A 13,003-nucleotide genomic window follows, 5' to 3' on the forward strand; every position below is an offset into this window, starting at 1 on the left:
CTTCCTCTGAATTACTTAAATTTATCCCGGTTTAACGGGCGCTTGTTAATGAATGCATCGAATGCTTCTTTAGCTGCCGGCGTAGACAGCGCTTCAAGAAAGATATCCAGTTCAGCACTGATTTGTTGTTGTATGGCATCCTGCTCATTATTCATCAATGCTTTTGTCTGGTTCAGCGCGAATGAAGGCTTCTGTGCCAGTTTACGGCACACAGCCTCAACATGTTCGCTTAGATTTTCTGCCGGAATGATAGCGGTAACGACACCAAACTGCTGTGCTTCCTCTGCGCCAAAGGTTTCGCCCAACATCAGCCATTCGCTGGCCTTTCTGCGGCCGGCCAGTCTGGGTAACAGATAGCTTGACGCATACTCGGGCACCAGGCCCAGGTTAATGAAAGGCATACAAAAAACGCTGTCCGGTGCACAGTATACCAGATCACAATGTAACAATAAGGTCGTCCCGATGCCAACGGCAACGCCATGAATCTGCGCTACAACAGGACAAGTACACTGAGTCAGAGCATTCATGAAGGCAACAATCTCAGCTACGTTGTCGCCCTCCTCCCTGTGTGCAAAGTCTGCAATATCATTTCCGGCCGTGAACGCACTGCCTTCCCCCCTGAGCAGAATAACCTTCACTTCCGGATCAAGGCTCGCAGTATTAATTGCATCCGCCATTAACTGATACATTTCACGGGTTAACGCATTTTTCTTATCCGCGCGGTTCAGGCTGATGGTCAGAACGTGGTTTTCTATCTGTGTAGTCACAGTGCTCATGACAAAATCCTCACAAAATTACAGGCAAATTCTTATCAGTTTTCTGTATCATAGCGATTTAACAGCAAAAACTACAAAAATTCATGTCATCTGATTTCACCAAATTTGCCGGACCTTATGGCGGGCCCCTGCTACTGACACTCTGTGTGTTACTGGCCTGCGTCTTCGAACCCGTGTCAGGGGAATGGCTGGCTTATGACCGTTATGCCATAGAGGGCTTTGAAACCTGGCGTTTACTTACAGCCAATATTGTTCACACCAACGGCTGGCACGCTTTACTGAATCTGGCCGGACTGACTTTGCTCACATTTCTGCATAGCGACCATTATCGTTTCATTCGGTTTATTAAATTATTTCTCTGGTGCAGTTTACTGACCAGTGCAGGTATTTATTACTTTTCACCGCAACTCATATGGTATGCGGGTTTGTCCGGCGCATTACATGGCGTGTTTTTGTGGGGCGCCTGTATGGATATCCGTTCAGGTTTAAAGTCGGGCTGGTTACTGGCCTGCGGTGTTGTCGCTAAAATTGTATATGAACAAATCAATGGCGGTTCTGCTGATGTGGAGGCACTGATTGGCGCTGCGGTTGCAACAGATGCCCACCTTTACGGCGCGGTAGCGGGTCTTTTAATGTTTCTGCTGATGATTATTCCGGTGAACAAACGCCGTCCGGCAGTGCAGCACTGACAGACGGCTTTATTCAATTATCAGCTTTTAAGCGCGTACTCCGACAAACCTAACTCACTGATAACACGGTTAATGTGCGTCATAGCCTCATCCGTGGGTCCGGGATAGTCTCCGGCAATGGCAACGTTCCCCTGATAGCCAATATCTCTGGTGCCTTCCGGCGAACTGAAATAGGCAGCCAGAACCAAACCACGAAGACGGGAAAAAGCCTCAGCCGGACGCAGATATGCATCACCGGTATTATCGTCCACCGTCGCTATATCATCCAGGATGGCTTTCTGCCGGGCTTCTGTCAGGTCCGTGAACGTCATGTCATGACGCAATGCAGCTTCGTCATCCAGCCATACCAGAAGTGGCATGATGAATTTACGGTCGTTTTGCTGCCGCTCATAGGGTGCACTTATCCACTCGTCAATGACATCCGGTACATTAACTCCGGTCGCAGATGGGTATTCCCCTTCCTGAGGAACAATAAGATCGCTGATGTCAGCAACCAGTTGCAGTTCTTTTTGTGACAGGAGCCGCGGCCAGGGTGATTCAGGCGGCATGATAAGATCAGGATCTTTCCCGTAACCGGCGGCATTCACCGGCTTCAGTGTGAGTTCAGGCCAGTGCCCCTCACCCGCTCCTGCTGTGGCCTTCGCGCTTTTATCCGGCTCGCCTGAACACGCTGTTAATGCAGGAAATGCCGCTGTGGCTGCCAGAGCACTCAGCCATTTTAACGATTCGCGGCGTGTTAACCGTGGCACATAAACGGAAGATTTTACATCTCTCATGGCTACAGGCTCCCTTGTTGAATTTGTCCTGCCAGCCAGCTTGAATTACGCATGGCCAGGGTCAGTATAGTCAGAGTACAGTTTTTATGAGGATTAGAGGCGAACACGCCGCCATCCATGATAAACAGATTTTTACAATCCCAGGTTTGTCCCCATTCATTGGTCACAGAGGTGCCGGGATCGTCTCCCATCCTGGTTGTGCCCACCTCATGAATAATTTCGCCGCCTTTGAGGATAGCCTCTTCAGGAGAAGGTAATTCCCCCGGGTCAGCGCCCATATTGGCAAAAATTTTCTTCGCGGTTTCAAGGCCGTGCCTGACCTGGTTGAGTTCATTTTCCGACCACTTCCAGTGAAACTTCGCAACAGGTATACCCCATTTGTCTTTCACGTCTTTATCAATTTCCATATAACAATGTTCATTCGGCACCATTTCCCCACGCAGCGCGAAGCCAATGTAACTGCCATAGGCAGAACGGGCCTCAGCTTTTACAGCTTCACCGTATCCCTGAAAATCACCGGCTACCCAACTGCCGGGCTCACGGAAACCACTGCCGATTTCAAAGTGATAACCTCTCGGAAAGTCCAGCTCCCCTTTTTCCTGCGCCTCATGGCCCCACCAGGGAATGAACAAATGGTTCGATGTATGGCCATCTTCGTTATACCGTGGCCGGTCCCGCAGTGCCGGCACGTAGGCACCGATGTTCGCCCCGGTGGAATCCATCAGATTGCGACCTACCTGTCCGCTGGAATTAGCCAGTCCGGCAGGATGTTGTTCTGATGCTGAATTTAGCAGGATCCGCGCCGACTCACAGGCACTGGCGGCCAGAATAACCACGGGAGCATCAAGGTCGGTATCCTTACCTGTTTTCTTATCCACGTAGGTCACCCCCGTGGCTTTACCGTTCACATCTGTACGGACAGCTTTAACCATTGCATCGGTAATCACAGTCAGGTTTCCGGTAGCTCTGGCCATAGGAATCAATGATGTGGTGGTCTGAAAAGCCGCACCGATGGAGCAGCCATGGCCACAGGGCGTGGCATAAAAACACTTCTGGCGGATATCCTGCGAGCGTGTCAGCACTGCACGGTGCATAGGCGCGGTTCGTATACCTTCTTTACCGGCAGCAGCAGCCACCAGTAATTCAGTGACTCTCGGGGCCGGAGGTGGCTGTAATACACCTTCAGAAGAGTCAGGCATATCTTCATGACCGGTATTCTCCCCGCACACGCCGACAAGGGTTTCTGTTTTATCATACCAGGGCGCAATGTCATCATATTCAAATGGCCAGTCAGCGCCATGGCCGTCACGGGTCTTACCTTTAAAATCATGATGAGAAAAACGCAGGGAATAACGGCCCCAGTGATTAGTCCGGCCACCCAGCATCCGCGCCCGCCACCAGAGAAATTCGGTATCATCTGCAGTCGTGTACGGCTCGTCAGGTACGGTCCAGCCACCGTCTACGGTAGCGTCGTAGTAGCCAAAATCTTTATCCACATTCCCCGAGCCCATCAAAGGCGCATCACCGGGTCTTTTAAACATGGGGGTTTCTGTACGGGGGTCATAATCACGGCCAGCCTCAAGCAGCAACACTTTGATGCCCTGCCGGGTTAATTCGTAAGCAGCCATGGCACCGCCGGCACCGGAGCCGACTACCAGTACCTGAAAATCAGTGTTATCCATTTCACAGTTCCTTTATTTTTATATTTTTGAACCACACCGTGTTGCCATGATCCTGCAATCCAAGATGACCGGAAGAGTTAGCCGCAAAGCCTTCCCAGTCAGCAAATTTGCTCGCCGCCACCAGACTCTTCCAGGTTGATGTACCGATAACCACGTTGGTCGTCATCACACCGTTCTGCCACACCTGTAACAAATTATCGTTCAGTTTTATGCGGGTTGTATTCCACTCTCCGGCGGGTTTTGAAGCAGAGGAATGCACAGCCACCATGTCATATAGTGAACCGGCAAGGTGAGTATCTGTTTTGTTGTCGTGCGCTTTTTCGTTGTCGAGGATCTGAATCTCAGGTGCATGGGAATAAATATATTTTCCGGTCTCATCGGCGAGAATAAAAATGCCGCTGTTTCCTGCTTCTGAGATCTTCCAGTCAATGAGAAAATCAAAGTTCTCCCAGGTCTTGTCAGAAATCAGATCGCCACCACCAGCTTCAGCCAGCTTCATGGCCCCCTCTTCGATAGTCCAGCCGTCACCTACCTGTTTTTCACGATAGTTACGCCAGCCTGTAAAAGATTGCCCGTCAAAGAGTAACTGCCATCCGGCGGCAGATTCCTCTGCAGTAAGTGTATTGTCCTGTGCCGCCTGTACTGTGGTGGTACCGGCCAGATAAATCGTTGCGGCGATTGCCGTAAGCGCTTTCATCATATTTCCTGCCTGTTGTTGGTGTTATCGTTCTTGTTGTATGCCGTCTCCGGCGGATAAAAAAAGGCAGTGATGGTCAGTCACTGCCTGCTTTATTAAAGGTTTGTATCAAACAATTTGTAGATCCTGCGGTACTCATCCAGCCAGGAACTGGGCTGAACAAATCCGTGAGGTTCAACCGGATATATCGCCGTTTCGAAATCGGTTTTCTCAAGTTCGATGAGGCGCTGAACCAGTCTCACTGAGTCCTGGAAGAACACGTTATCGTCGACCATAGGAGCAATGATAAGTAGTGGTTTTTCCAGCCCTTCTGCGAAGTAAATAGGAGAACTGCGCTCAAATGCGATGGGATCCACATCCGGCGTATTCAGAATATTAGATGTGTAAGGCGCATTGTAATGCGCCCAGTCAGTTACCGGACGTAATGCTGCGCCGGCTGCGAACAGATCCGGTGCGGTAAACATAGACATAAAAGTCAGGAAACCACCGTATGAGCCACCGTAGGTACCGATTCGCGCCGGATCAACATTCGCATTTTCTGTCAGCCAGTTCACTCCGTCCCGTAAATCTTCCACTTCAGGTGTGCCCATCTGACGGTAAATGGCAGTACGCCAGTCGCGGCCGTAGCCTTTTGATGCGCGGTAATCCATGTCCATCACCACATAACCCTGCTGCACCAGCATACTGTTGAACATGTATTCACGGAAATACCCTGACCAGCCAAGGTGCGCATTCTGCAAATATCCGGCGCCGTGGTTAAAGACCACCGCTTTACGCTTTTCACCCTCGTTGTAGCTTTCAGGTAAATACACACGGGCATAAACAGGCTGACTGGTATGAGATGATGGCATCGCTACCACCTGAGGTACGGCCCAGGGCATTGACAGGAATGCATCACTGACAGTATCTGTGATCTTCTGTGCTGCGCCACTGTCACCGGCTTTTTTAATGTAAAGCTCAGGCGGACGGTTTACTTTGCTGTGAGTTAACAGCAGTGTGTTGTTGTCAGGACTGAGTACAAAGTCCGTTATGCCGTTCAAATCGGTCATGGCTTCACTGGCACCGGTAGCGGTATTCACCCGGTAAACTTCATAAATGCCGGGGTGCTTTTTATTGGCCTGATAGTAAATGAACTTATCATCGCTGGTGAGTGCCGGCTCTTCAGTGACAAACTGACCACGTGTAAGTTGTTGAGGACTCTCACCGGGTACCTGCAGATAAAGATGGGAGTAACCGTCTTTTTCTGACTGATAGAAAAGTGTTTCACTGTTATTCAGCCAGCCAAATTGATTATGGCTGTAATTCACCCATGCATCATCGTGTAATCGCTCCTGAGTTTCAAACCGGCCTTTTTCAAAGTCAACAGTTACAATCCAGCGATCTTTGTTGTCCCACGCTTCCAGCATCAGGGCAAGAGCCCCGCCATTTTTGTGCCAGCGAACAGACGGATTGTTCCGGTCCCAGCTGCTGAACAGGGTAATGTCTCTGGGCAGGCGGTTAACCACATACTTGTCGCCGCGGGCAGCAGCATTTTCAGATTTCACGTCTGCAAGTACATCGTCGTTGTAGCCTGGCAAGCTCATGTAGGATAATTTTGATTTCTCACCGGTTTGCAGATTAACCAGCCAGGCATCGTGATTCACCGGCTCTGCATCAGCAACACGGCTTCTCACCCGCATTGGCAAGATCCGCGCATCTTCCTGAATGAAATGCGGCATGATGTCAGAGTCGTCTCTGGACTTCACATCAGCGGTAGTCACGACAAGTGCAAATTTACCATTCGGAGATACCGAAGCGGTGACCAGTCTGTCACCCTTATCGAACCAGACCTTATCCTGAACGTAGGCCGGACTTACCGTTTTCAGTTTTTCATTACGGTCAGCACTTTGCTGGCTCTGTCTGCGTTTTTTGTCGATATATTTGATTAATTTTATCTGTTCACCGGCAATATAGTCTTCCGGTTCGCTTACTGCTTCAGGTTTGTCCCCGAATGCCCAACTGAACAGTTGCTCACGTCTGCCATTATTCACGTCGATAGCAACGATACGGTTACCTGTGGTCACCATCAGCCTGCCGTCGGTCATAAAAGACAATCCGTGTACCGGAGCTCCGCCACGGATGAGTTGTTCAGCCGGCTGACCTTTATGTTTTATAAAAACACTCTCTCCGGCGAGAAATGCCATTGTCTGGCCATCAACACTTTGTGCTTTTTCGCTGTAGCGGTACAGGTACTGTTCGGATAGCGGGATACGCTCTGCATTGGCAGGCATGTTGACCGGAGCGGCAAATACATCCCGGAGATGACTGTTCTCCCGTTCCTGCTCATACACCAGCTTGCTGCCGTCAAGGCTCCAGCCGGGGCGTACCGGAGAACGACCCATCCACTGTGGATCGGCCATAATTTGTTTCAGTGTAATCGTGTCTGACGACACCGGTTGAGTGGCTGTTTCCGGTGTTACCACTGCAGGTGGCGCATTGACCGGTACCGGCGTTGAGGAAGTAGCGGGATCAGCAGCTGTAGAGACACAAGCGGAAAGTGACGTGCCTAACGCAGCAGCAATAACGAGGCTTAACATTTTTTTCATTATGGTTCTGTCTTAAGTGTGTTATTTATAAGCATGTTAATTATACGCAACAAGGTAATTCCGACAGCCGTTTTCATCGGGTTAACTTGTCGGATTATCCCAGCCTAACGGTGACTGACGGGTATCGTCAACCGCGCAACTGTTTCTCTGCGCAGATTACTGTTAAGGTTGAGACAAACTCTTCCACATCTTGAGGCCATTATGAAAAAAACGCTTTTGCTTGCGACACTTACTCTGTTCAGCAGTGCTACTTTCGCTGCTGAAAACTGCCCTTCTGTCCTGAAATTTGTTAAACGTAAACTGAATTCCCAGGAAACAGTGAACCTGTGCGAAGCATACCAGGGAAAGGCTCTGCTGATCGTGAATACAGCAAGCTATTGCGGATTCACGCCGCAATTTGAAGGACTGGAAGCCATGTATGAAGAATACAAAGATCAAAACTTCACCATTCTTGGTTTTCCTGCCCACGACTTTAATCAGGAAGCAAAAGATGAAGGTAAAACGGCGGAATTATGTGAGCTGACCTACGGCGTAAAATTCCCGATGTTTGAACCTACTGTGGTTACCGGTGATGATCAGGACCCTCTGTACCGCATGCTCACCCGCGCCACCGGCGAAGAGCCTTCATGGAACTTCAATAAATACCTGGTAGATAAAGACGGTAACATCGTCAAGCACTACGGAAGCCGCGTTAAGCCCTCAGATGAAGACCTGCGCGCAGATATTAAAGCAGCCATGTAACTGGCTTTTCTGCCACACTCTCAGTTATAAACAGACATAAAAAAGCCCCGCACATGGCGGGGCAATCAAGCACACTCAACTTGGAACACACTTTAGCGGTAACGATTAAGCACAAGTCCTGGCTTAAACCGTTAATTGCTAACTGCATAGATTTAGTCATTACTAACAGTCTTTAGTTCAAATTATTTTTGATAAATTATCTGAATGTTAAAAAGTGAGAAAAATCTGTAACTTCAGATAGAAAAATAGTGGGAAAAATTTGAGATAAAGGTGAGGAAAATGGAGCAAGTAGCGGAAATTCAAGCATCACCCGGTTCGAAGTTCGCCAAAACACCCTACGAGAAAAGAAAGCCCGCTTACTTGCTGAAAATTATCATAACAGGGTTGTTGCAGAATTGCTTCTAAAATAACCCTGTCTTTACAAAAATTCTAAACGGTGTCAGTTAAACTGTCCGAAAGCCTGCGTAAAATCAGCTACCAGGTCGTCAGTATCTTCAATACCTACTGATAATCTGATCATACCTTCAGAAATTCCCATTTTCTGTCTTTCTTCCAGTCCGTTTTCAAAGAAAATGGTTGAGGCAACAGGAAGCGCCAGGGTGCGGTTGTCACCAAGATGAGTTGCACAAATCACCAGCTCCAAGGCATTTAAAAAGTTCCGCGGACTAATGCGGTCTACCAGGTCAAGACTCAAAATGGCACCATAGCCACCTGACAGCATTTCTCTGGCAGTATAATGCTGAGGGTGCTCAGCAAGACCCGGATAATACACCTTTTCTACCAGCGGATGACTGTCCAGCCAGGTAGCCAGTTTCATCGCATTCTCACAATTACGCTGCATACGAAGGGAAAGGGTTTCAAGACCGGTAGCAATTGCATGGGCAGAACCCGGGGCTAATGTTGCCCCCATGTCACGTAGCCCCTTCTTCTTGACCTGAGTAATTCCCCACTGCCCCTTGTCAGCGACCTGGTAGCCGGGTTTGATATTCGGGTAAGTTGACCAGTCGAACGTACCAAGATCTACCATCACACCACCCAGCACATTGCCGTGACCGGACACGTATTTGGTCAGCGAGGAAATAACAATCGAAGCACCGGCAGCTTTAGCATCGAAAAGCGGCGGCGGTGTCATTGTGTTGTCGATGATAAATAATAATGATTTTTCACGGCAGAACTGGCTTATAGCCTGCACATCTGCGACCTGAGTAGCCGGATTCGCCACGGTTTCAGAAAACACAATGCGGGTATTCGGCTGATAAAGTGCCTGTACATCCTCTATTGACGTCACATCAGCGAAACTGACCTGAATACCCAGATCTGCCAGCGTATCCACGAAGCAACGGGTATTACCGAATAAATACTGACTGACAATAATGTGGTCGCCCGCTTTAAGCAGTGACAACAGCGTGCTGCTGATTGCTGCCATACCTGTAGCAAAGCACAGAGCCCCTGCGCCACCTTCAAGTTCGTTAAGAATATTTTGCAACGCGGCAATTGAGCCTGACGAAGAGCGTGAATATACATGACCGGCTTTCTTACCCTGGAAGACATCGATAATACCTTGTGCATCCTCAAAGGCATAAAGCACAGAATTGGTCGTCCCTGTATGCACAGCGCCGTGCTCAGGTTGATTCAAAAGGCGGTCTGCATGTACCTGACGGGTAGTGAATCCCTTGTTATTCACGCTGAAACTCCACGTTTGATAGAAAATGTAGGAAGCAAAATCAGGCCGCACAGAGAGTGCCGGCTGTCTGTAACGCTAAAATAAAGCAGATTTGAGTTTGCCTGTGGAAGCGGATATTACCGCAATCCAGCGTTTACGCCCAGCCCCAATTGCCGGTGAGGTGACAAATCATTCGTTCGGATCCGGTTTAAAACCCCATGATGAACTATGTATTTTACAACCCGCAGCATCCGGCAATGATTTATTCCAATTTAACCTGAAGAAAATTGCATTTTAAGTCTCGTAATTTGCGTGAGCAGTGGCATAATGCCGTCCTCGCTTAATTATCACGCAACGTGAGGAAAAATCGTGTTTGAAGTATTACCACAACTGGCTCCGGATCCAATTCTGGGATTGTCTGCATCATTTCGGGAAGATACCAATCCGGCTAAAATTGATTTAGGTGTTGGTGTTTATAAAGATGAGCAGGGTAATACGCCGATCATGACGTCGGTGGCTAAAGCTCAGCAAATTTTGCTGGAAAGAGAAACCTCAAAAACTTATATCACCCCGCAGGGTCATCAGGGTTATATTGATGGCATGCTGACATTATTGCTGGGTGAAAACAGCAAAGTCATGCTGGCTGATCGCGTCGCTGCGGTTCAGGCGCCGGGTGGCTGCGGTGCGCTGCGTATTTTATCTGAATTACTTGCACGTTGCGGCGACAACCTGAAAGTGTGGGTAAGCGACCCTACGTGGGCGAACCACATCCCGTTAATCGGTTCTGCCGGTCTGCAAATCGAAACGTATCCGTACTTCGATAAAGCTGCTGCTGGCATTAATTTCGATGCGATGATGGAAACGCTTAAGCAAACCGGTAAAGGCGACATCGTGTTGCTGCACGGTTGTTGTCACAACCCTACCGGTGCAGATTTAACCAACGCCCAGTGGGATGAAGTACTTAAGCTGGCTCAGGAAAAAGGTTTCCTGCCATTTATCGATGTGGCCTATCTGGGTTTCGGTGACGGTCTGGAAGAAGATGCTTACGGCATACGTTTACTGGCTGAAAATCTACCTGAAGTGATTATTGCTGCTTCCTGTTCAAAGAACTTTGGTCTGTACCGTGAGCGCACCGGTCTGGCTGCAATTGTCACTAATGACAGTGCTACCCGTAAAATTGCTCAGGGGCAGATTCAGTCTGTTGCTCGCGGTATTTACTCTATGCCACCAAGCTGGGGCGGCGCCTTAGTTGATATCATTTTGTCCGACACCGCGCTGAAAGACGAATGGACAACTGAAGTGAATGAAATGCGTAACCGCATGTCTGATTTGCGTACAATGTTAGTTAACAAACTGGCAGAGAATGGCGCCCAGAAAGATTTCAGCTTCCTGAACACCCAAAAAGGGATGTTTTCGTTCCTGTGTATTACACCGGAGCAGGTTCGTGAAGTGCGTGCAAAACACAGCGTATACTTCGTGGATTCAAGCCGCGTTAACGTTGCCGGTATCAACCAGCAGAACGTTGATGCGCTGGCTAAGGCCCTGGTTTCAGTGCTTTAACCTTTGTAAGACAAACGATAAAAGGTGGCTGATTGCCACCTTTTTTGTTTCAGAAATATTCCAGCCCTCTCAATTCGTCATCCAGATCGTCATCCTCTCCGGAGATTTCCCTGACAGATAAATCCACCAGCCGACTATGCATCCTGGCGGCAATGCCTGCAAGTAACGCATCTGCATTAATCAGTTCCTCGTCATTTAACGTGCTGTCTGTCGCCTGTTGTAACAGCCGGATCAGAGCTTCTTTGTCATTGTCTTTCAGAGACCCTGTGCTTATGTCCTCCATGACCACATTACGCACCCTGGATGAGAATTTATGTTTTTGATCCCGGCGGTCAATAAGCACATCGTGAAGCTTGTTCACCAACTTGTTGACATCGTTATCGGCATCATACAAGGCCTGCTCCTGCAATAATGCGACGTAACGCATATTTAGCAGAGGCATAAATTTCGTGCCTAAATCTGTGAGAACTGATTGCAAGGGAATGGTGAGATTATCAGTTTGTTTCACCAGCATAGAGACGTGCTCAGCATTTAACATTAGCCGATGTCCGAAGGAAAAATACTCTCCCTGTTTGCGAAGGGTTGTAAACACTTTAACCGTAGTTTCATCACAGGAGTCTGTTTTACCGTCAAAATAAAGAGGCCTGTTACTGTGCCGGAATTCCAGAACAGCATGGATCCCCTGCTCTCTTAATGCCGTGAGAGTGATACGGGCGATATCGGCAACACTTTTGGCATCATTCAGTTTGCCCAGGGTTTCCAACCCTAAACGGTATATAGCTGCTCTGTTTACTGCCTGTTCAGAGACAATCACGGATTGCTTTTTATCGTGTTCAAGTTGCTGCAGCGCTTCAATCTGATCCTGAATGGCCAGTAAAGTTTCATAGAACGGTACAATGGTATAAGGCTTGGTGAAATAATAAGAAATCCCGCCATTGTATGCCTCAACCATGGTTTCTTCTTCAGCATGATGACTGACAACAACGATAACCGGTGACGCCGCATAATCCGGCTTATAACTGGCGTGGGTAAGGCAGGATGCCTTCTCTCCCTCAATTTCCCATTCACACACTACCAGATGATAATATTTGTCTCTCATCATGATGCGGGCATTTTCAAAAGAGTCAGCTACATCGACAAAAAAAGCTTCAGCAAGAGACAACTGATAAATTTCAGCCTGAATATCATCCGGCTCGACGACCAGTAAATTCAAAATTACCTCCAATGTAAGAAACTTAGCAGTGACTGCCTGACCATAAGCATTATCCGGCGCAGAGATACACGTCAGACAGCACGTGACCGGGCAGGATCACAATTACTAAGTTATAGACACTGTCAGCACATCTTGCACGGATTCCACCTGAATTTAGAATTAAAACAGTGTGTTCTTACACTAAGCAGCCATTTTCGCCGTCATTTCATGTTGACTACGGTGTGCCTGTTCAACCATTTGTTGAAGCTTTCTCGCTGCATTCACGTGTTTTGCATCGCGCTGAAAATAGACCTGCTCCACAATACGGCCTTCTTCGTCTATGAGAAAACAGGCAAGCTTTGCCCCTTTATGGGGTAAATACCACTGGTGAAAACGCAGAGAACGGTTTTGCGGTAATGACAGTATTTTCTGCATCATACAAAAAGGAATTCGCATAGAGGCCAGACGTTCATCAGCAGATGACAGTGTGACCAGAGATTGTGATTTATCAGCGCCATTTCTGGTGCGTATACCAAACGTGCGGATTAAATTATCAACTGTTTTCAGACCTGTATTCATAAGTCCTCCATATACTGTACACATAAACAGTACTGTATATTTGAACACTTATCAAGCATATTG

The 13,003-nt window shown here is 48.3% G+C and carries 11 protein-coding genes; 3 read left to right on the top strand and 8 right to left on the bottom strand.

All coding sequences use genetic code 11. From position 1 onward, the window contains the following. Nucleotides 1-11 precede the first annotated feature (11 nt). Nucleotides 12-776, bottom strand: coding sequence for an enoyl-CoA hydratase (locus ACXAG2_RS00705; RefSeq protein ID WP_474844275.1), 765 nt, complete (start codon nucleotides 774-776; stop codon nucleotides 12-14). An 83-nt stretch (nucleotides 777-859) separates the two neighbouring features. Between ACXAG2_RS00705 and rrtA the strand changes: the two genes are divergently transcribed. Then, complete coding sequence (rrtA, locus tag ACXAG2_RS00710) at nucleotides 860-1,465, top strand: rhombosortase (protein WP_474863848.1); 606 nt, start codon at nucleotides 860-862, stop codon at nucleotides 1,463-1,465. 20 nt (nucleotides 1,466-1,485) lie between these two features. Here rrtA and ACXAG2_RS00715 read toward each other — a convergent pair whose 3' ends face one another. The 4 genes from ACXAG2_RS00715 to ACXAG2_RS00730 form a co-directional block, all read right to left on the bottom strand. Next, entirely contained in the window at nucleotides 1,486-2,241 is a 756-nt protein-coding gene (locus tag ACXAG2_RS00715; protein WP_474863850.1) for a gluconate 2-dehydrogenase subunit 3 family protein, read from the bottom strand. 2 nt (nucleotides 2,242-2,243) lie between these two features. Further along, nucleotides 2,244-3,923, bottom strand: coding sequence for a GMC family oxidoreductase (locus ACXAG2_RS00720; protein ID WP_119501471.1), 1,680 nt, complete (start codon nucleotides 3,921-3,923; stop codon nucleotides 2,244-2,246). Between the two features lies 1 nt (nucleotide 3,924). Next, nucleotides 3,925-4,623, bottom strand: a complete 699-nt coding sequence (locus ACXAG2_RS00725) for a 3-keto-disaccharide hydrolase (protein ID WP_474863852.1) — start codon at nucleotides 4,621-4,623, stop codon at nucleotides 3,925-3,927. A gap of 92 nt (nucleotides 4,624-4,715) precedes the next feature. Then, complete coding sequence (locus ACXAG2_RS00730) at nucleotides 4,716-7,205, bottom strand: prolyl oligopeptidase family serine peptidase (RefSeq protein ID WP_474863854.1); 2,490 nt, start codon at nucleotides 7,203-7,205, stop codon at nucleotides 4,716-4,718. A 201-nt stretch (nucleotides 7,206-7,406) separates the two neighbouring features. Between ACXAG2_RS00730 and ACXAG2_RS00735 the strand changes: the two genes are divergently transcribed. Continuing rightward, nucleotides 7,407-7,946 (top strand): glutathione peroxidase, encoded by a 540-nt coding sequence (locus ACXAG2_RS00735; protein WP_119501474.1) that lies wholly within the window; start codon nucleotides 7,407-7,409, stop codon nucleotides 7,944-7,946. Between the two features lie 439 nt (nucleotides 7,947-8,385). Here ACXAG2_RS00735 and ACXAG2_RS00740 read toward each other — a convergent pair whose 3' ends face one another. After that, nucleotides 8,386-9,630, bottom strand: a complete 1,245-nt coding sequence (locus tag ACXAG2_RS00740; protein WP_474863856.1) for a cystathionine gamma-synthase family protein — start codon at nucleotides 9,628-9,630, stop codon at nucleotides 8,386-8,388. Between the two features lie 348 nt (nucleotides 9,631-9,978). Here ACXAG2_RS00740 and ACXAG2_RS00745 point away from each other — a divergent pair, with 348 nt between their 5' ends. Continuing rightward, a complete protein-coding gene (locus tag ACXAG2_RS00745; RefSeq protein WP_474863858.1) occupies nucleotides 9,979-11,169 on the top strand; it encodes an amino acid aminotransferase in 1,191 nt (396 codons plus the stop codon). A 49-nt stretch (nucleotides 11,170-11,218) separates the two neighbouring features. Here the strand turns inward: ACXAG2_RS00745 and ACXAG2_RS00750 are convergent, their stop codons facing one another. Both ACXAG2_RS00750 and ACXAG2_RS00755 read right to left on the bottom strand, forming a co-directional pair. Then, nucleotides 11,219-12,382, bottom strand: a complete 1,164-nt coding sequence (locus ACXAG2_RS00750) for a hypothetical protein (RefSeq protein WP_474863860.1) — start codon at nucleotides 12,380-12,382, stop codon at nucleotides 11,219-11,221. 180 nt (nucleotides 12,383-12,562) lie between these two features. Next, nucleotides 12,563-12,940 (bottom strand): hypothetical protein, encoded by a 378-nt coding sequence (locus tag ACXAG2_RS00755; protein ID WP_474863862.1) that lies wholly within the window; start codon nucleotides 12,938-12,940, stop codon nucleotides 12,563-12,565. Nucleotides 12,941-13,003 lie beyond the last annotated feature (63 nt).

It is taken from the genome of Alteromonas sp. ABH4_456, from assembly GCF_056160645.1.

Bases quoted from the DNA above. Each gene is read 5' to 3' on its own strand.
- ACXAG2_RS00730 (WP_474863854.1), bottom strand. From the start codon at position 7,205: ATGAAAAAAATGTTAAGCCTCGTTATTGCTGCTGCGTTAGGCACGTCA.
- ACXAG2_RS00735 (WP_119501474.1), top strand. From the start codon at position 7,407: ATGAAAAAAACGCTTTTGCTTGCGACACTTACTCTGTTCAGCAGTGCT.
- ACXAG2_RS00705 (WP_474844275.1), bottom strand. From the start codon at position 776: ATGAGCACTGTGACTACACAGATAGAAAACCACGTTCTGACCATCAGC.
- rrtA (WP_474863848.1), top strand. From the start codon at position 860: ATGTCATCTGATTTCACCAAATTTGCCGGACCTTATGGCGGGCCCCTG.
- ACXAG2_RS00720 (WP_119501471.1), bottom strand. From the start codon at position 3,923: ATGGATAACACTGATTTTCAGGTACTGGTAGTCGGCTCCGGTGCCGGC.
- ACXAG2_RS00725 (WP_474863852.1), bottom strand. From the start codon at position 4,623: ATGATGAAAGCGCTTACGGCAATCGCCGCAACGATTTATCTGGCCGGT.
- ACXAG2_RS00755 (WP_474863862.1), bottom strand. From the start codon at position 12,940: ATGAATACAGGTCTGAAAACAGTTGATAATTTAATCCGCACGTTTGGT.
- ACXAG2_RS00715 (WP_474863850.1), bottom strand. From the start codon at position 2,241: ATGAGAGATGTAAAATCTTCCGTTTATGTGCCACGGTTAACACGCCGC.